Source organism: Paenibacillus sp. FSL R7-0297 (genome assembly GCF_038009025.1).
Classification (GTDB): Bacteria; Bacillota; Bacilli; order Paenibacillales; family Paenibacillaceae; genus Paenibacillus_AQ.
Genome location: NZ_JBBPAQ010000001.1, coordinates 1495420 through 1514202 on the forward strand (window position 1 = coordinate 1495420; position 18783 = coordinate 1514202).

The window sequence follows — 18783 nt, forward strand, 5'->3', positions numbered from 1 at the left end:
ATTTATCTACTATTCGTATATTGATTTTTAACTTGAGATTAACACTGAAAACGACGATGATAATAAAACCGGTGAAGAGGTCAACTATGGATCAAATGGGAATCCACTATAATATTTGGATTGTTTTACTATCTTTTGCGCTTGCTGCAACTGCGGCATACTCTGCGCTTAATCTGATTTCGCAGGTTTCCCATTCTACTGGCCGAGTCAGGCGCCTTTGGCTGCTCTCTGGTGCCTGCGTGCTGGGAAGCGGAATCTGGGCCATGCATTTTGTAGGCATTATGGCCAGCCATCTCCCTTTCAAGGTCAGCTACCATCCAGGTACAGCTGTTCTGTCCCTGCTCGTCAGTATGTTGTCCTGTTATGCGGCACTCCAGATAGCGACGGCTTCCCGCAAGAGATTGTGGCGGTTTCTTATTGGGGGTGTAATACTGGGCGGCGGTATCTCAATCATGCATTATATCGGAATGTCCTCCATGGAAATGGAGGTAAAGGTTCATTACGAAATTAAGGAACAGGCCTTGTCTGTTCTGATTGCTCTGCTGGCCTCCTACATCGGAGTATTTATGTTTCGCAAATTCAAGGATTATAGAGGATTTAGCTGCTGGAAGCTGTATTCAGCGTTGATCATCGCCCTTGCGGTTACCGGAATGCATTATACCAGTCTGTCAACCAGCCATCTGCAGTATGATAACTGGCTGGGCACGAAGCCTGCACTCATGGAGGCAGATGTCATTCTGCTGACCGGTATTTCGCTGGTTACCCTGCTTATGCTGGCACTCTCCGGCGGAGCTGTTTTTCTGGACAGGCATGTCCTGGAGCGTATGGCTTACCATGATCCGCTTACTGAACTGCCGAACCGGCACGGACTGGAGCGTTATTTCAAGGATGATTTCTTCGGAGAGATCTCGGGAGCCGTGTTCTTCGTTGACTTGGACCGCTTCAAATCCATTAATGATACGCTCGGACATGATATCGGCGACCTGCTGCTGCGGGAAGTATCCGAACGGCTGACCTGCTGTGTGGGCGGGAAAGGCAAGGTCTTCCGGCTCGGCGGCGATGAATTCCTGATTGCCCTGCCCGATTGTACGATTGGAGCAGCGGAGGAAGAAGCGCAGCATATTCTGCAGGAGCTTAAGAAGTCTTATAGCATCGAAGGCAATGAACTGTATGTAACCGCCAGCTTAGGGATCAGCATGACTCCCGCGCATGGAACGGACCGTTCGGCGCTAATGAAGGCTGCAGATACAGCCCTGTATACTTCCAAGGACTCGGGCAAGAACAAGTTCAGTGTGTTCGATCCGGAAATGAACCGTCATCAGGTACGGCGGATGTCGCTGGAGAAGGATCTGCGTAAGGCGCTGGCCCGATCGGAGTTCATGGTTGTCTACCAGCCGAAGTGGGATTCACTGATGAATGTTACCGTAGGTCTTGAAGCCCTGCTGCGCTGGAGACATCCGGAGCATGGAATTATCTCTCCGGCTGAATTCATTCCAATTGCCGAGGAGACGGGCCTGATTGTGCCGATTACCTACTGGATGCTCCATGATGTATGCGGACAGAATATGCTCTGGCATAAGGCGAAGGTGGCGAATGTAGCGGTTTCGATCAACATGTCAGCCCGGATGTTTGAGAACGGCAGTCTGTACGATGTGGTGGAAGAAGCACTGTCGCGTGCTGGTCTGGAGCCGCATTTCCTTGAACTTGAGATTACAGAGTCCATTGCGATGAACAACATGGAAGAAACGGTTGCCCAGCTCTCTAAGCTGCGTAATCTCGGAGTAAGAGTCTCGCTGGATGATTTCGGAACAGGCTTCTCTTCCCTGGGCAATCTGGATGAGATTCCGGTCAATACACTGAAGATTGATCAGGTATTCATCCGTAAGAGCAAGATGCACTCCAAGAAAGCAATTATCAGTAATATCATTGCCATAGCCAGCAATCTTAATATGGAGGTTGTTGCCGAAGGCGTAGAGACTACAGAGCAGATTGAACTGCTGCAATCCCTGGGCTGTAGAGTGATGCAGGGCTTCTACTACGGCCGGCCGATGCCGGTCAATGAACTGGGCCAATGGTTCATAGAGAATACAGCATAATGTATGCCGATTCATTCGAAATAAAAGGCTGTCCCGGCCGTGGAGAATTCCACGTTCGGGACAGCCTTTTTTTGAAAGAGAAGAATTTATATGCCCGGGTCCCCGGATAGTACCTGAATAATCTCGGAAGCCAAGGTCCCGCTTCATGGGGCGATTTTGAAGTTCTCGACCAATACCTGCAGCTTCTCGGCGAGGGAGGAGAGGAACGCTGCGGAGGATTCTACTTCCTCCATGGCGGCAAGCTGTTCCTGGGAAGTGGCCGATAAGGTCTCTGCACCTTCAGCAGTCTGGTTAGAGACGTCTACAATCTTCTGGATAGCAGTTACAAGGCCGTCGGAGATCAGCGCAAGCTCACGGACGGTTGCCGAGATCTGCTGGCTCTGCGAAGACATATCGGAGACGGAGGTCTCGATCTCTGAGAAGGAATGTCCGGCAGCGATGATCATCTCTTTGCCTTGATGCATCTCTTCCGTGGAACGTTTCATAGTCTCTCCGGCTTTGTCCATCTGATTCACAATGAGACTGACCAGTTCACCGATCTGACCGGCAGACTTCGCCGAACGTTCAGCCAGCTTGCGGACAGAGCCTGCCACAACGGCGAATCCCCGGCCTTCCTCCCCGGCACGGGCCGCTTCAATGGCTGCATTCAGGGATAACAGATTTGTTTCTTCGGCAATACTGGCAATCGTACCTACAATATTCTCGATCTCCTTGGAATGGCTGCCAAGCGTTTGAATAATGCCGGAAAGATCGGAGATGCTTACGCTCACAATCTCCATCTGGGATGTGGTCAAATCCATAGACTCCCGGCCTGTCCGGGCTTTCTGGGCATTAACGGCGGCATTGTTCATCGCGCTATCCGCATTGTCGGCGATTTCGGTAATGAAATGCGACATTTCCTGTACGGCTTTGTAGCTGCCTTCGAGATTCTGCAGTTGCGTATGTGCACCGTCTGCCAATTCGAGGGTAACATTGACGCTGTGTTCCCCGGCGCGGTTGGTCTCCTGCGCGCTGGCGGAGAGCTCCTGGGAGGAGGAGGCGACCAGCATCGAGGTATCATTAACCTGTGTAATCAGATTACGCAGATTCAGGGTCATTTCATTGAAATCGCCCGACAGCTTCCCGATCTCATCTCTGCTCTTGAGGAGTAGAGGTTCCCGGCTAAGATCACCTTTGGCTACGGTGTTTACGGAAGCGGACAGTTTGGTGAGCGGGTTCACCATCCGGCGAATCATCAGATATGCGGCAAATATGGCCACAATGAGAATCGAGCTCCCGATAATGAAGGGCTGAGTAATAATATCCATTGTCCGCGTCTGAATCAGCGGGCCGTCAAAGTTAATAGCCATCAAGGCAATGATTGGTTTGGTAGGGTCATGGTCCTGATAAATGGGGCCGTAGCCGGTTTTAAGCGAGGTTCCTTGATATGTATATACTTTGGAGTATGCGGAATGCTTCATGGTGGTAATCATTTCTTTATCTTCATCGGAGAAATAGAAGGGATCTCCGGCTTTATAACCTCGTTCTTTGAACCGGGCATCAGCGGCCAGCACTTTGCCGTCGAGCGAGAGGATGAACGCTTCTTTAAAAATAGGTTTATGTTCATTAATCCAGCCTATGCGGTCCTCAATGGCACTTAACTTGCTAGTATCGCCTGCAGCCAGAGCGGCTATATCGGCGGGATCAATGAGGCCGGTAGTTATATTGGCGCAGCCTACCAGTTCAATTCCTGCGGCTTCATCGATTTGCTTGTAAGCAGCATTATAACCGAAAAAGCCAATGGATGATCCGACCAGAAGCAGTACAATCAGCATCATCCACGTTAATTTTGTTGCCAATTTCATAAAAATGATCACCAGCCCTGACTCTAAGTATATTAAGTGAGTTCTTATCACTGCTACGATTATAGCGCATCGCTGATGCCAAGGCATCAGCCAGAATAAAGTATTTTTGTGTCGGAGAATGATGATTTGTGTAAACGAAAAGCATTGAATCTGTAGCCAAGATAATGGTACGCTTGGAATAAGACAAACGGACTGGGAGCTGAAGGGATGACGCAAGATATCAATCCGTTGATCGAACGCGTGGGCATATCCATGTGGAAGGTGCAACGCAAAATAATGTCGCAGATGTCCCTGCATAAGGAATTAGGGTTAACGGTTCCGCAATTTGGACTGTTGCATATGATCGCTCAGGAGAAACAGGCACGGGTTATTCAGCTGGCCGATAAAATGGAGGTGAAATCCAGTGCGGTCACGGTAATGCTGGACCGTCTGGAACTGCTGGAGCTGATTGCGCGCGTTCCCGATGAGAACGACCGCCGGGCGGTAATCGTGACGATAACGGGTAAGGGGCAAGGAGTTCTGGAAGAAGCGCAACACCGGTCGATGCTGCTGCTGGAAGAGCATTTATCCATACTTGAGCCAGAAGAGCTCGAGAATTTCGCACACTATTATTTGCTGCTGGAGAAGCAGGAACGATAATCCTTGAACAGTGATAGCAGCCATGGAGTATATACAATAAGCCAGCCCCCTAATTTCGGGAGGCTGGCTTATTTCTGTAGGTTCTATGACAGACTCAGAACTATTCTTCAGCCGGTTCTTTGTCCGGCAGCTGTGTAACATAGCTGTCCGACAACTGGCGCAGCCGTAAGGCACGGGTATATTCATCCTCGGTGCCGGCCGGAGCATGACCGCCGCTCGCAAGCGGATATTGTGTATTATCCTCAAAGCTGTTGCCCGGAATCAGCAGGCCGGAGCTGGCGATAAACGAGCCAGTAGGCAGATAATACCGCTGAGGCAGCAGATTGTAAGACTGGCTGAGCAAATCCTGGCCGAAATGAATATTGTTATCCATCGATACACCCAGCAGGCTGGCAGCAGTAGGCATAATATCCACTTCTCCGCCCACCTGCTCAAGTGTCTGCGCCGCCAATCCCTTGCCGTGAACGAGCAGCGGGATATTCAGCATATTCGCATAGGCATAATCATAACCGTAGATTTCCTTCATTAATTCCTTATCGTCGTGATCAAGCGAGTAGATGGGCAGTCCCATATGGTCGCCGTAGACCATAATCAGGCTGTTATCCCATATTCCGTCCGCCTTCAGTTCATCTACGAATTGCCCGAAGGCATAATCAGCATAATTCTGCGACCGGATATAGTCTCCGACGAACGTGCCTTCATAACGTTCAGGCAGCTTCATTTTGTACTTTTCTGCAGGGATAGTGAACGGATGATGCGCAGACATGGAGATCACCTGTGCGTAGAATGGCTGTCCCCCGTCTTTCATTTCCTTCAGCTTATCAGCAGTTTTGCTGTAGAGCATTTCATCGGAAGCCCCGAAGAAGAAGGTGTCCTCGTCCCCGAAGAACTTGTGATCGTAATAATGCTCCCAGCCCAGTGAGCTGTATAGCTCGCCGCGGTTCCAGAATTCCACATCATTCGTATGGAAGGTGGCTGTCTGATATCCGTTGGCCTGCAGCAGACGCGGCAGACTTGGCACTTCCTTATCCACATAAGACATTGTAGCTGCACCCTGCGGAGGAATGTAGAAGGATGAGTTAACTACGAATTCTGCATCTGAAGTATTGCCCTGGCCGACCATCTGATAGAAGTTGTTGAAATACAGGCTGTCTTCCATCAGGCGGTTCAGATTAGGTGTGATTTCCTGTCCGTCTATCTTAAGGCCCATCAGGAAAGTCTGAAAGGACTCCAGTTGGATAATAATCAGATTCTTGCCCTTGGCAGCCCCGGCATACGGGGATACTGCTGAAGAATCAATTCCCTTAAGCTGATTAATGGTGTCCTGCGTAATCTCGCTGGCATTTACAAGCTCTGGTTTATCTTGAGCAAAGATAGTATATGCTTCATAATTAAGGATACCCATTTCCTGGGCCTTCTTGATCTCGTTCATGCTTGCTTTGTTGGGAAGAATATTGAACAGGCAGAGTCCGAGTGAAACAGCGAACAGGACGACATGCAGCATTCTTCCGTTGTGGCGGTTGATGGTATCCTTCTTGTAATTGCGTCCGTTCTTGTTAATGAAGAAGTAGAAGCCAAGGACGATAATGTCGGTGAAGATCAGCAGATAATAAGGGTCCATGAGTGAGAATACACTGTTGCGCACCGCAGTGACCTGGTTCACCTGCTCTGCCGCATGGTAAGTGACAATAACCCCGTAATATTTGAAGTACATAATAGCGGCAAAAAAGATGGCGGTAACCAGCAGATTAACCGTCATGTAATATCCGAGTTTCCGTTTGGAGGCAAAACGCTCAATCAGGAAGAAAAGTGCCCAGACAAAAGGGATTTCAGTCAGTACCGATTTCCAGAACTGCAGGTCTTCAAAAATGACACCCCAGGCTAAAAGGCTTTTAAGGACGAAAATAATAGAGAAGAACACAAATGGCTTGAGCAACCATCGTTTGATCGTTACGGATGACACAGCTTCGCCTTCTTTCTTAAGAATAAACATGTTTCCCGGCTGGGAGGAAACAGCAGCATGAGGACAAAAGAATACCATTATTAATAAAGCCTATTATGCAGCGCCAGGCAAGGAATGTCAAAAATCAGAAACCGCCGTATACCCTTTGGGGAAAGCGTAAAATCAATCCTGAATGAATCCAAGGGCCGGTAACGCCCTCAGGCAGGCTTAAATCCTTGATAACGGACGAAAATGACATCTGAGTCAAAAGAATAAACCGGGAATTAATGGAGGTGTTGCATGATGAGCTATGCAGAAATCGCGTTGTCCGTGAGGGCACTGGTGGAATATGCCTTCAGCAGCGGCAGTCTGGAGCCGGGATTCCGCAGCGGTACGGCTATGGTGGAGGGTACGCGCAGCCATCAGCTGATTCAGAAGCAATATAAGGAAGCGGACCGCAAAGAGGTATATTTAAAAACGGAGATTCCGCATGGGGATCTGCTGTTCATCATCGACGGGCGTTGCGACGGCCTGCTTGCAGCCGGGGACGGCAGCCTGACTGTGGAGGAGATCAAATCCATCGCCGGAACGCCGGATTCCGCCTTGGAAGGACGGGAGGTACACTGGGCACAGGCTTTCATGTATGCCTATATCCTCACGCAGGATCTGGATCTCCAGGCAATACAGGTTAAGTTAACCTATGTGCAGCGGGGAAGTGAGGAGCAGTACAGCCTATACAGGGAAATGACCCGCGAAGAGCTGACAGCCTTTGCTGAAGAGACGGTAGCCAAGTATGCGCCATATGCTGAAATGATGGTCCGCTACAAGGCGAAGAGGGGAGAGAGCATCCATAGCTTGTCGTTTCCGTTCTCGGGTTACCGGCCCGGCCAGCGTCATTTCGCTGCTGCAGTCTACACTTCGATTGCAGAGGGGGCCAATCTCTTCGCGCAGGCACCCACAGGCATCGGCAAAACGATGTCCACCCTTTTCCCGGCGGTCAAAGCCCTTGGAGAGGACAAGGTGTCCGGCATCTTCTATCTGACCGCCAAGACAGTTACACGGATTGCGGCACAGGAGGCGGTGATGATGCTGAACAGCCGGGGGCTGCATCTGCATGTGATTACGCTTACGGCCAAGGAGAAGGCGTGTTTCCGTGAGGATGGAAGCTGCGGCGCGGATTCCTGTCCTTTTGCCGAAGGCTACTATGACCGGATCAATGCCGCCATGCTCGATATGCTGGAGCACGAAATGCTGATGACGCGCGAGATCATTGCCGCGTATGCCCGAAAGCATGAGGTGTGCCCGTTCGAATTCTCTCTGGATGCCGCCTACGCCTGCGACATTGTTATCTGCGATTATAATTATATCTATGATCCCCGGATCAGCCTGAAGCGGCTGTCCGAGGAGCGGAAGAAAAAAACTGTGCTGCTTGTGGATGAAGCGCACAATCTGGTAGACCGGGGGCGGGAGATGTACTCCGCCTCGCTGACCAAGGCGCCGTTCCTGGCACTTCAGCGGCAGTACAAAACAGTGAATCCGCGGCTAAGCAGCGCGGCGAAGGCCGTAAATGCCTTCTTCATTGCGCTGCGTAAAAGCTGCGGGGACAAGGGGGCTGGAGAATGGAAGGAGTATCACGCAGAGCTGCCGGAGCTGCTCGAGCTTTTCGCTTCCGAAGCCGAACTGGAGCTGCTGCATTCTTCCTCACTGATCACTCCGCCGGCGGAGGGGGAAGCCGGCAGCCTGCTGGATACGTACTATGCGGTGCAGGGGATGCTGCGTACGTTCAAGACCTATGATGAGCGTTACATGACCTATGCGGAAGTGCGCAGCGGTGATGTGTACCTGAAGCTGTTCAATCTCGATCCGTCGCATTTGCTGCAGCAGATGGGTGGGAGCTTCCGCAGCCAAATCCTGTTCTCTGCCACGCTCTCGCCGCTCTCCTATTACAGGGATATGATCGGCGCAGATGAGGAGGACTATAGCCTGAGCCTGTCCTCGCCTTTTCATAAAGAGCAGTGGCAGGTATCTGTGCTTCCGGTATCCACCCGCTACCATGACCGGGACGCCTCCTTACAGCCGCTTAGCGATGCACTGAAAGGGATGGTCTCAAGGAAAGGGAATTACCTGGTCTTCTTCCCCTCTTATCTCTATTTGAAGAATGTATATGAAGTGTTCACTGAGAAATACCCTGAAGTCGCTACCCTGCTGCAGGGCAGCGGGATGAGCGAGACCGAGCGGGAGAACTTCCTTGCGGCGTTCCGCCCGGACAATCCGGATACCCTGCTCGGCTTTGCTGTGCTGGGCGGGATTTTCTCCGAAGGGGTGGATTTGCCGGGTGACCGGCTGAATGGTGTGATGGTGGTCGGGGTCGGCCTGCCGCAGGTAGGGCTGGAGCGCAATCTGCTGCGGAGCTACTTTCAAGCGCAGGGGAAGAACGGATTCGATTACGCCTATGTCTACCCGGGCATGTGCAAGGTGCAGCAGGCAGGGGGCCGGCTGATCCGCAGCGAGAACGACAGCGGCATTATTGTGCTGGCGGATGACCGTTTTCTCCAGAGTTCTTACCGGCAACTGCTCCCCGAGGAGTGGCGGGACTACTTTGTCATGGCATAAGCGGGTATAATCGAATGAAAAGGCATTCATAGACAACAGGAGGTAAGGACATGACGCTAAATATCGGAATAGTCGGAACAGGGTGGTTCTCCAAGGTGCATGCGGATTTGCTGGCAGGGATGGAGGATGTATCATTGAAGGCCGTCTGCGGCAGCAGCAAGCCAAAGGGTGAGGACATGGCCCGTCCTTACGGAGCCGAGGGCTATGGGGATATTATCGAGATGCTGGATGCGCACAAGCTGGATGCCGTCTATATCTGTGTGCCTCCACAGTCACACGGGGCGATTGAACGGACGCTGATTCGAAGGGATATCCCTTTCTTTGTTGAGAAGCCGCTGGGCTCAAGCACGGCCATTCCGGCCAGCCTGCTGCAGGATATTAAGGAGCATCAGCTGCTGACTTCCGTCGGCTATCATTTCCGGTATCAGGAGAACATCCAGCGGCTCAAGCAATCGCTTAGTTCGGATAAGGTAGGGATGATCGTCGGAGAATGGATGGGCGGTATGCCGGGCGTGGCCTGGTGGCGCAACCAGGAGCAGTCCGGCGGACAATTCACGGAGCAGACTACGCATATCGTCGACCTGCTGCGTTATCTGGCCGGTGAGGTAACGGAGGTCTATGGGATGTTCGGCAACCGGATTATGCATGAGAAGCATGAAGGGGTGACTGTGTCCGATGTGGGTACAGTGTCCCTGAAGCTGGAGAGCGGCATCATTGCCAGCATCTCCAACACCTGCGTGCTGCCTGGAGAAGTAGGTAAAGCGGGCATCAGCTTCTACAATGATAACGGAATGCTCGACTGGAACCCGGAACGTCTGCTGGAAGTCCGCAGCGGAGCCAGCAAGGAATTCAAGAACACTGGTAACCCCTACGCGGTGGAGAGCGAAGCATTCCTGCATGCTGTGCGGACCGGAGACCGTTCCCGCATTCTCAGCGATTATGAGGACGGATATAAGACCTTGAAGGTGACCTGCGCAGCTTATGCCTCCGCACAGAGCGGATTGCCGGTGAAGCTGTAGGAGGCATGTATGGTTACTATGTAGAAAAAAGACCGGCAGCATGGCTTTCGCCGTTGCTGCCGGTCTATGGCCCAAGCCGGGGCGGCCTAGTGGAGGAAAACCGCGAGCAGTGCCGGCGCAAGCCCGATAGAGAACAGCGCCGTCAGAATCATCGCGATACTGGAGATGGTGCCGGTCAGCGAACTCAGCTCGAAGGCTTTGGACGTGCCGGTACCATGCGCTGCGGTTCCCAGCGATACCCCGCGCGCAATTTCATTGTCAATGCGGAAAAGGCGGAGCACGGACGGTCCCATCATCGTTCCCAGTACACCGGTCAGAATGACGAAGACCGCTGTAATGCTGGGAACACCGCCGATGCTTTGTGAGATGCTCATGGCGATCGGTGTGGTCACCGAGCGAGGCACCAGACTGGTTGCCAGATCACCGCTAAGATGCAGCCATTTGGCCAGCAGCATGGATGAGATCACGGCAATAACCGTTCCTGACAGCACGCCTGCCGCAATTTCGGCGGCGTGCTTTTTGAGTACCTTGAAGTTTTTATGGAGTGGGATCGCAAAGGCGATAGTCGCCGGTTGAAGCAGGTCCGATAGCCATTTGCCTCCCGCATTGTAAGATTCATAGGAGCTGCCCGTCATCAGCAGAAAGGCGATGATCAGCAGCGGTGTAATAATCAGCGGGGAAGTGTACATTTTGCCGCTGGAGGCATAGATGCGTTTGGCCAGGAGGTAGACAGCGACGGTGAGTCCAAGAAATAATAATCCGGTTATCATGAGCTTCTACGCTCCTTTATTCTATAAATTGCACCCGTGAGTACCCCGGAGCCGGCCATTACAGCAAACGTACCTACGAGTACAACCGCCAGCACCTGCAGACCGTCTGCCTCGAGCAGCTTCGAATATTTCATAACACCTATAGCGGAAGGGATGAAGAACAGCAGCAGCTCAGCAAGCAGCCAAGAGGCGCCAACCTCTACCCAGTTCAGCCGGATCACACCGGATTCCAGCAGCAGAAATAAGAGAATCATCCCGATAATGCTTCCGGGAAGCGGAATATGCAGAAATGAGGTTAACGTATTCACCAGCAGGGAGAAGACGGTAAGTCCGGCTACCTGCAGTAAGCCTAAGGCGATCTTTTTCATAGCGATTACTTCCTTTCGTCTTACTGAAAGTTTACATCCTTTTCTTTCATAGGTACAATGAATAGATTGAATATCTCACATTCTTTTCATCTATATATGGAGGTTACCGGTATGGACATCAGACAACTGGAGTATTTCGTACAGGCGGCCAGGCTGAATAGCTTCTCCAGAGCGGCGGAATCGCTGTACATTACCCAGCCCACGATCAGCAAGATGATCCGCAATCTGGAGATTGAACTGGGGGCGGATCTATTTTACAGGGAAGGCAAAAGCATCCGTCTGACAGATGCAGGCGAGCTACTGCTGGTTAAGGCGCAGAATATTGTAGAGTCCTTCACGAGCCTCTCCTCGGAACTGGATAGTCTGCGCAATCTGAAGCAGGGTCATATCCGCATTGGACTGCCTCCTATGGTAGGTGCCAGTTTCTTCCCTGCTGTCATCGGGGAATTTCACCGCCGTTACCCGGAGGTGACGATAAGGCTGCATGAAGACGGCGCCAAAAAGGTAGAGGATGATGTGGAGGCCGGCCTGATTGATATCGGGGCGATTGTATTGCCTGTCAACAAAGCCAAGTTTCACTGCTTCACCTTTGTGGAGGAGAAACTGCAATTGCTGGTTCCCGCAGGACACCGTTTGGACGGGGTGCAGAATGTGCAACTGAAAGAGCTGGCAGAAGAGGAATTCGTGCTGTTCCGGGAGGACTTCGCCCTGCATGACCGGATTATTTCGGAATGTGTCAAAGCAGGCTTCCAGCCTAAGGTAGTCTATGAGAGCTCGCAGTGGGATCTGATCAGCCGGATGGTAGCTGCAGGAATGGGCATTGCGCTACTGCCGGAGACCATATGCCGGGATATGGACCGTTCACGGATCGCTGTCATCCCAATGACCGAGCCTGTGATTCCCTGGCAGCTGGGGATGATCTGGCGCAGAGACCGTTATCTGTCCTTCGCCGCTCGGGAGTGGATCGCCTTCGCGATGAAAGTGCTCGGGGAACTGTAAACGACGTTTTTTTCTTTTTTTTCAAAATATGTTTTTTGGCATCATGAATTATGATAAGGGAGAAGTTGATAGAGAGAAGGTGAGTAACCGTGAACCTTTACCAGAATTCTTACGATAACCAGAGCAGGGATTACAGAGAAGATGAGCTGTTTCTTACTATAGAGAACTTAAGAAGTGAATTGCTGGAGGTGGCCCAGGAGCGGAGTCTGAGTGATCATGCGGTTCTGGAACTCAGCCAGCGGCTGGACGGATATATTGTACTGGCCCAGAATCTGATGATGGAGAGTCTGCGCAGCCGCAAGAACGGGGCAGCAGGGTACACCAAGAACACCATAAACCAGCGGATCAGAAATAAAGCTGCCTTGCAGCAGTAGTCTGAATTTATACAATAACTCCAGTTAGCGTCTGGATGTTGAGGTCTCACTATGTGGGGCCATTTTGTTGTGCTTTCAATAGTCATCACCTATAATGGCAATAAATAGAAGGGGTACAAGTGAATCCTTGAGGAGGTGCCGGGTGGAGGCGAAACTGACTACGCTACGAACAGAAATTGAGAAAAATTTATCCCGCTCGGGCCATAATCTTGCCTCATTTGCCAAAATATCCGGACTGAACCGCGGCAGTCTCAGTGCGATCCTTCATGGTAATCCGCCTAAGCCGGTTTCTCTGAGACAATTGGATTCGATGACCCGGGCCTTCGGATTCCCGGAGGGCTGGCTGTATCCGCTATTTGTGGAAGAGTGCTTTAGTGAGGACAGAATTTCACGCCGCCGTATGGAGCCTTTTTTGGTCCGCTGTGCCGAAATTGGCAAGCAGCAGTGTATTGATGAAGTCTTGAGCAGGATTATGGAATATCCTAAACCGCTGGATATCATCTATACGGTAGCGGAGAGGCTGTTCTGCAGCGGCAAGACACAGGAATCGGTCGTGTTCTACAGGCTTATTGTAGAGAATGAGCCGGATAGCTACTCGGAACGGATGGCCATCAGCCAGTATCGTATGTTCAAATCCCTGCAGTCTACACCTGATGTGGACATGGAACAGAAGCTGCGCGCTGTAATCCGCTTTGAGCCGTTCCGCGGTCTGCTTCCCGAGGACATGCAGCTGGACGGGCTGCTTAAGCTGGCGAAGGTATGCTTTGCATTGCACCGCTGGAAGGATGTAGAGAAATATGCCGATGAGCTGAGAGCATTAACCCATGGGATCTACCGGGAGGAATTGCGCAGAAGCAAGGGGAAACGGGTGGAGGCTTTCCAGGCGGAACGCCCGCTGGTAGTCTATTATGGCCATGGCTATCTATTGAAGGCTTCGGCGCTTACTAAGCAGGGAGAATATGAGCAGGCCAAGAAATACACCGCCGGGTATGCAGATCTGGGATGGTTTGAGCTGCTGGATGATGAAGGGCGCAGTGCCGTGGATAGCTTCCGGCTGTTTGCTGTAGCCAATAGCTTTACCCTTGAGATATTAATGGGCAATACTTCGGAGCTGCCGGCATATATAGCTTTTCTGGCAGAGCATCCCGGTGAAATTCTATCCGGCATGGTCATTATTCTGGAGTCGGCCAACCGTTTCGGATTCTCTGCAGACGCTGTGCTGTCACGCTTTTCCAGGGAGATGCTGCGTTTTGAACAATTTCAGGACCCGATTAATGTAGACCGTGTGTACCGTCTCTATTACCAGATAGCCATGTATTATATCTCCCGTAAACAGTACTCCAAAGGAATTGACTATATTATTCAATGTCTGCGGCTAACCGTCAGGCTGAATAGCGGAAAGGACTTCATTAATTGTGTGACCCTGTTCGAATTGAACAGGGACGCCTCCTCCGACACCCAGCAGACCGCTTACAGGGAGCTGCTACGGGAGGTAAGACAGCGTGAGGAAATTACTGATCATGAGAGCCCCCGTTTTGGCGTAGTTTAACTTTATCATTGCCTTATCTAAGGATCACTCCCCGGCCATCCGTGTCGCGGGAGCATTTATGCGTAATTATGTGAAAAAAGCACAAACATCCGTCAACCTGCGTTCTTCAATCTGTAATAATTGATAGCGAATTCAGGAATTGACAAAGTATTGCCCGGAAAATATAATTAGGTAGCCTAATTAATATATTGTTTAATTATTTGTATACCTAACTAAAAAAGAGGTGGGAACATTGGGATAAATAGAGAAGATGAAAATTCAGTCGGACACAAGCTTTTCTCCGCACTCCGGCAGCTGCGCAAAGGCCACCTGTATCATTCCGTGGAGGGTCATAAGCCAAGTGAGATGACTTTATTGATATGTATTGCACGGGCGTCCCATTCATCTGATGTAGGACTCAAGGTTTCTGAAATCAGCCGCTTTCTGGGGCTGACTCCGCCTACGGTCACACAGCTGATCAACAGTCTGGAGGCTAAGCACATGGTGGAACGGCAAGCCGACGTCTCCGACCGGAGAGTGGTACGCATCAAGTTGACGGAACAGGGGAAAATTATTACCCGCAAGGCCAAGAAGCATATGGACGCCACGCTTAACAAAATGGTGGAGTATCTGGGTGAGGAAGAGTCCGATCAGCTGGCAGAGCTGCTGCTTAAAGTACATGCCTTCATGAAAGACAATCCTCCGCCAAATCTAGACCGGTTACAAATGAACGGAGATGAGAAACTTGATTAAATTACTAAAGCATTTGAGACCCTTCCGATTGGCAATAGCCGCAGTACTGATTCTCGTATTCCTGCAGTCCATGGGAGATTTGTATCTTCCGACCCTGATGAGTGACATTATTGATAGGGGGATTGTGAACGGCGACCAGAATTACATCTGGAGAATCGGCGGCTTCATGCTGCTCGTAGCGGCCGGCGGTGCAGCCTGCTCCATTGTTGCCAGCTATCTGTCGGCTAAGATAGCAGCGGGCTTCGGTAAGAACACCCGGTCACGGATGTTCAACCATGTCGAGAATTTCACGCTGCATGAATTCGACAAGCTGGGTACGGCTTCGTTGATTACACGTACTACCAACGATATTACACAAGTCCAGACCGTATTAACAATGATGCTTCGCATGATGATTGGTGCTCCGATGATGATGATCGGCGGGATTATTATGGCGGTGTCTGAAGATGCCAAGCTCTCGCTGATCTTTGTAGTGGTGATTCCGCTGCTGGTTGGAGCGATCTTCTTCATTGGAATGAAGGGACTTCCGCTGTTTAAAGCCATCCAGATCAAGCTGGACAAATTAAACCTTGTGCTGCGAGAGCATTTGACCGGTATCCGCGTCATCCGCTCGTTCAACCGGATTGAGCATGAGAATAAGCGGTTTAGTCTGGCCAATGCAGATCTGACGGATACTGCAATCAAAGTGAATAAAGTTATGGCCGGACTGATGCCGCTGATGATGATCGTAATGAACTTCTCCATGATCGCCATCCTCTATTATGGTGGAATCCGGATTGGAGACGGTGATCTCCAGGTAGGTTCACTGATGGCCTTCATTCAATATGCAATGCAGATTATGTTCTCCCTCATCATGGTTTCAATGATGTTTGTCCTGATTCCAAGAGCCTCTGCCTCTGCACTGCGTATCAATGAAGTCCTCGATATGCAGCCTGAAATTACAGATCCGACAACTGCAGACCTGAAGACTACAGCTACGGCTACCCATGCGGACGGCCGTGACGGAATGCGTGGTTTTGTGGAGTTCGACAATGTAACCTTCTCTTATCCGGGGGCTGAACAGCCTGCACTGTCCGGGATTACCTTCAGTGCACGCCCCGGCGAGATTACAGCTATTATCGGCGGAACAGGGTCAGGTAAATCAACGCTGCTAAACATGATTCCAAGATTCTATGATGCTATTGAAGGTTCGATCCGCGTCGATGGAGTGGATGTACGCCAGATGACGCAGGAGGATCTGCGGAGTAAGATCGGTTATATCCCGCAAAAAGCCGTGCTGTTCACCGGTACCATTAACGAGAATATCCGTTACGGGAAAGAGGACGCTACTGACGATGAAATCCTTCATGCCGCCAAGGTGGCCCAGGCCTATGATTTCGTAACGGCCATGAAGGACGGTTTCAATTCGGAAATCTCCCAGGGTGGAGGCAATGTCTCCGGCGGCCAGAAACAGCGTTTGTCCATAGCCCGTGCACTGGTACGGAAACCGGAAGTGTATCTGTTTGATGACAGCTTCTCGGCGCTTGACTTCAAGACCGATGCCAAGCTGCGTGCTGCCCTTAAAGGCGAGACTACAGAATCTACAGTCCTTATTGTTGCACAGCGTGTCAGTACGGTTATGGATGCAGACCGGATTATCGTACTGGATGACGGTGAGATTGTTGGAATGGGCACACACCGTGAGCTGCTGGATAACAATGAGGTGTACCGCGAGATCGTATCCTCGCAGTTGTCAGAGGAGGAAATAGCATGAGTGAGCAGAATAAAAACATGAAACCGCCGCAGCGTTCAGGTGGGGGCTTCGGACCAGGCGGAGGACCCGGCGGTCCGGGCATGAGAATGCCGGCTGAGAAAGCCAAGGATTTCAAAGGAACGCTGCGGCGCCTGACCCGGTATTTGCGCCCGCGCCAGGTTCAGCTGATTATTGTGTTTGTGATGGCGATTGCCAGTACCATATTCAGCATTTTCAGCCCTAAAGTAATGGGTAGAGCTACCACCAAATTGTTTGAAGGCGCCTATGGCAAGCTGATGGGTGTACCTGGAGCGGAGATTGATTTTGGCTATATTAATGATATTCTGATTCTCCTGGCCGGACTGTATCTGTTAAGCGCATTGTTCAGTTATATACAGCAGTATGTAATGGCCGGTGTGGCGCAGAAGGTCGTCTATGATATGCGTGAACAGATCAACAGCAAGCTTGAACGGCTGCCGCTGAAGTACTTCGATTCCCGGACACACGGGGAAATATTAAGCAGGGCGACCAATGATGTAGACAATATCAGTACTACCCTGCAGCAGAGTTTGACCCAGCTTATTACGTCCATTGTGACGATTATTGGTGTCATAGTAATGATGCTGACCATCAGCCCGTGGCTAACGTTGATTACCATAGTAACACTGCCGCTGAGCTTCGTGGTCATTATGCTGATCACCAAACGCTCACAGACCTATTTCATCGGCCAGCAGAAGTCGCTGGGACAGCTGAATGGTCATGTTGAGGAAATGTATACCGGACACCGTATTATCAAAGCGTTCGGACGTGAGAAGAACTCTTTGAAGGACTTCAACAAAATTAATGATGACCTGTACAATTCCGGCTGGAGATCCCAGTTCATCTCCGGGATTATTATGCCGCTGATGATGTTTATCGGGAACCTTGGCTATGTGCTCGTCTGTGTGGTCGGCGGGATCTTCGTAACCAAAAAAGCAATTGATGTCGGGGACATCCAGGCCTTCATCCAGTATTCGCGCCAGTTCACAATGCCGATTACGCAGACGGCCAATATCGCCAACATCATCCAGTCCACCATCGCTTCGGCGGAACGTGTATTTGAACTGCTGGATGAAGAAGAGGAAGTTCCTGAAGTGGGGACTTCACTTGCGAAACGTCCAGTGGATGCCGAAGAGGGCTCCGTGGAATTCCGCCACGTGAAGTTCGGCTACAAAGAGGATGCTATCCTCATTGAAGACATGAATATCGAGGTCAGCCCAGGACAGACCATTGCCATTGTAGGTCCAACCGGAGCCGGCAAAACGACCCTGATCAACCTGCTGATGCGCTTCTATGAGATCAGCGGCGGGGAGATTGTGATCGATGGTGTCAACATCACCAATATGAAGCGCAGCGAGCTGCGCAGCAAGTTCGGTATGGTGCTCCAGGATACCTGGCTGTTCAACGGCACCATCCGTGACAATATCGCTTATGGCCGCGAAGGGGCTACGGAAGCTGATGTGGTCCGGGCAGCCAAGGCTGCGCATGCCGACCACTTCATCCGCACGCTGCCGCTAGGCTATAACACGATCCTGAACGAGGAAGCCTCGAACATCTCCCAAGGGCAAAAGCAGCTGCTTACCATTGCCCGGGCAATCCTGGCTGATCCTTCAATCCTGATTCTGGATGAAGCCACCAGCAGCGTCGATACCCGCACGGAGGTGCAGATCCAGAAGGCTATGAATACGCTGATGAACGGCAGAACCAGCTTCGTCATCGCTCACCGCCTGTCCACCATCCGTGATGCGGATCTGATTCTGGTTATGAATCAGGGCAGCGTGATTGAGAAGGGCACCCACCTGGAGCTGCTCGAAGCAGGCGGCTTCTACGCCGACCTCTACAACAGCCAGTTCTCCGGGGATGATCTTCCGGACGTGGGCTAAACGGTATATGACCGCGGGTAAACTGTAGAGATTACTCCAAACATCTCTTCTAAAATGTACTGTGAAGATGTATTTTAACAATCGGCTGTATCCCTCAGCTTAGCTCATAGCCCCGGCGTTCACTGCAGGCAGTCTGCGTGAACGCCGGGGCTTTTACTAGATACGGTCAGTTGAGCTGGAGTTA

Annotated in this window: 14 protein-coding genes; 10 read left to right on the plus strand and 4 right to left on the minus strand. The window is 51.2% G+C overall.

Going from position 1 to position 18783, the window contains the following annotated elements; translation table 11 throughout:
• Positions 1 to 86: 86 nt before the first annotated feature.
• Positions 87 to 2096: a bifunctional diguanylate cyclase/phosphodiesterase gene (locus MKZ24_RS06540; protein WP_340781771.1), complete on the plus strand. Its 2010-nt coding sequence runs from the start codon at positions 87 to 89 to the stop codon at positions 2094 to 2096.
• Between the two features lie 143 nt (positions 2097 to 2239).
• Here MKZ24_RS06540 and MKZ24_RS06545 read toward each other — a convergent pair whose 3' ends face one another.
• Entirely contained in the window at positions 2240 to 3940 is a 1701-nt protein-coding gene (locus MKZ24_RS06545; protein ID WP_042240459.1) for a methyl-accepting chemotaxis protein, read from the minus strand.
• Between the two features lie 207 nt (positions 3941 to 4147).
• On the opposite strand from MKZ24_RS06545, the gene MKZ24_RS06550 reads away from it, so the two are divergent.
• Entirely contained in the window at positions 4148 to 4579 is a 432-nt protein-coding gene (locus MKZ24_RS06550; RefSeq protein WP_042240457.1) for a MarR family winged helix-turn-helix transcriptional regulator, read from the plus strand.
• 100 nt (positions 4580 to 4679) lie between these two features.
• Here MKZ24_RS06550 and MKZ24_RS06555 read toward each other — a convergent pair whose 3' ends face one another.
• Positions 4680 to 6572: an LTA synthase family protein gene (locus MKZ24_RS06555; RefSeq protein WP_042240455.1), complete on the minus strand. Its 1893-nt coding sequence runs from the start codon at positions 6570 to 6572 to the stop codon at positions 4680 to 4682.
• Between the two features lie 252 nt (positions 6573 to 6824).
• On the opposite strand from MKZ24_RS06555, the gene MKZ24_RS06560 reads away from it, so the two are divergent.
• A complete protein-coding gene (locus MKZ24_RS06560) occupies positions 6825 to 9134 on the plus strand; it encodes an ATP-dependent DNA helicase (protein ID WP_340790078.1) in 2310 nt (769 codons plus the stop codon).
• 50 nt (positions 9135 to 9184) lie between these two features.
• Positions 9185 to 10153, plus strand: a complete 969-nt coding sequence (locus MKZ24_RS06565) for a Gfo/Idh/MocA family protein (protein ID WP_340781772.1) — start codon at positions 9185 to 9187, stop codon at positions 10151 to 10153.
• Positions 10154 to 10239: 86 nt separating this feature from the next.
• Here the strand turns inward: MKZ24_RS06565 and MKZ24_RS06570 are convergent, their stop codons facing one another.
• Together MKZ24_RS06570 and MKZ24_RS06575 are read right to left on the minus strand one after the other, a co-directional pair.
• Positions 10240 to 10923: a CidB/LrgB family autolysis modulator gene (locus MKZ24_RS06570; protein WP_081956731.1), complete on the minus strand. Its 684-nt coding sequence runs from the start codon at positions 10921 to 10923 to the stop codon at positions 10240 to 10242.
• Complete coding sequence (locus MKZ24_RS06575; RefSeq protein ID WP_039305543.1) at positions 10920 to 11291, minus strand: CidA/LrgA family protein; 372 nt, start codon at positions 11289 to 11291, stop codon at positions 10920 to 10922. Before MKZ24_RS06575 ends, MKZ24_RS06570 begins: the two co-directional genes overlap by 4 nt.
• 111 nt (positions 11292 to 11402) lie before the next feature.
• On the opposite strand from MKZ24_RS06575, the gene cidR reads away from it, so the two are divergent.
• The 6 genes from cidR (at position 11403) to MKZ24_RS06605 (ending at position 18599) form a co-directional block, all read left to right on the plus strand.
• The gene (gene cidR / locus MKZ24_RS06580) at positions 11403 to 12290 is read left to right on the plus strand and encodes a cidABC operon transcriptional activator CidR (protein ID WP_042240446.1); all 888 of its coding nucleotides are present in this window, start codon (positions 11403 to 11405) and stop codon (positions 12288 to 12290) included.
• An 89-nt stretch (positions 12291 to 12379) separates the two neighbouring features.
• On the plus strand, positions 12380 to 12664 hold the full coding sequence (locus MKZ24_RS06585; protein WP_340781773.1) for an aspartyl-phosphate phosphatase Spo0E family protein: 285 nt from the start codon (positions 12380 to 12382) through the stop codon (positions 12662 to 12664).
• Positions 12665 to 12806: 142 nt separating this feature from the next.
• Complete coding sequence (locus tag MKZ24_RS06590) at positions 12807 to 14213, plus strand: DNA-binding protein (protein ID WP_340781774.1); 1407 nt, start codon at positions 12807 to 12809, stop codon at positions 14211 to 14213.
• A 345-nt stretch (positions 14214 to 14558) separates the two neighbouring features.
• Positions 14559 to 14945, plus strand: coding sequence for a MarR family winged helix-turn-helix transcriptional regulator (locus MKZ24_RS06595; RefSeq protein WP_052416776.1), 387 nt, complete (start codon positions 14559 to 14561; stop codon positions 14943 to 14945).
• Positions 14938 to 16698, plus strand: coding sequence for an ABC transporter ATP-binding protein (locus MKZ24_RS06600; RefSeq protein ID WP_042240435.1), 1761 nt, complete (start codon positions 14938 to 14940; stop codon positions 16696 to 16698). The genes MKZ24_RS06595 and MKZ24_RS06600 overlap by 8 nt, the downstream gene beginning before the upstream one ends.
• The gene (locus MKZ24_RS06605; protein ID WP_042240430.1) at positions 16695 to 18599 is read left to right on the plus strand and encodes an ABC transporter ATP-binding protein; all 1905 of its coding nucleotides are present in this window, start codon (positions 16695 to 16697) and stop codon (positions 18597 to 18599) included. The genes MKZ24_RS06600 and MKZ24_RS06605 overlap by 4 nt, the downstream gene beginning before the upstream one ends.
• Positions 18600 to 18783: the final 184 nt, after the last annotated feature.

Bases quoted from the DNA above. Each gene is read 5' to 3' on its own strand.
- MKZ24_RS06555 (WP_042240455.1), bottom strand. From the start codon at position 6,572: ATGTTTATTCTTAAGAAAGAAGGCGAAGCTGTGTCATCCGTAACGATC.
- MKZ24_RS06545 (WP_042240459.1), bottom strand. From the start codon at position 3,940: ATGAAATTGGCAACAAAATTAACGTGGATGATGCTGATTGTACTGCTT.
- MKZ24_RS06550 (WP_042240457.1), top strand. From the start codon at position 4,148: ATGACGCAAGATATCAATCCGTTGATCGAACGCGTGGGCATATCCATG.
- MKZ24_RS06560 (WP_340790078.1), top strand. From the start codon at position 6,825: ATGAGCTATGCAGAAATCGCGTTGTCCGTGAGGGCACTGGTGGAATAT.
- MKZ24_RS06565 (WP_340781772.1), top strand. From the start codon at position 9,185: ATGACGCTAAATATCGGAATAGTCGGAACAGGGTGGTTCTCCAAGGTG.
- MKZ24_RS06575 (WP_039305543.1), bottom strand. From the start codon at position 11,291: ATGAAAAAGATCGCCTTAGGCTTACTGCAGGTAGCCGGACTTACCGTC.
- MKZ24_RS06595 (WP_052416776.1), top strand. From the start codon at position 14,559: ATGACTTTATTGATATGTATTGCACGGGCGTCCCATTCATCTGATGTA.
- MKZ24_RS06540 (WP_340781771.1), top strand. From the start codon at position 87: ATGGATCAAATGGGAATCCACTATAATATTTGGATTGTTTTACTATCT.
- cidR (WP_042240446.1), top strand. From the start codon at position 11,403: ATGGACATCAGACAACTGGAGTATTTCGTACAGGCGGCCAGGCTGAAT.
- MKZ24_RS06605 (WP_042240430.1), top strand. From the start codon at position 16,695: ATGAGTGAGCAGAATAAAAACATGAAACCGCCGCAGCGTTCAGGTGGG.
- MKZ24_RS06570 (WP_081956731.1), bottom strand. From the start codon at position 10,923: ATGATAACCGGATTATTATTTCTTGGACTCACCGTCGCTGTCTACCTC.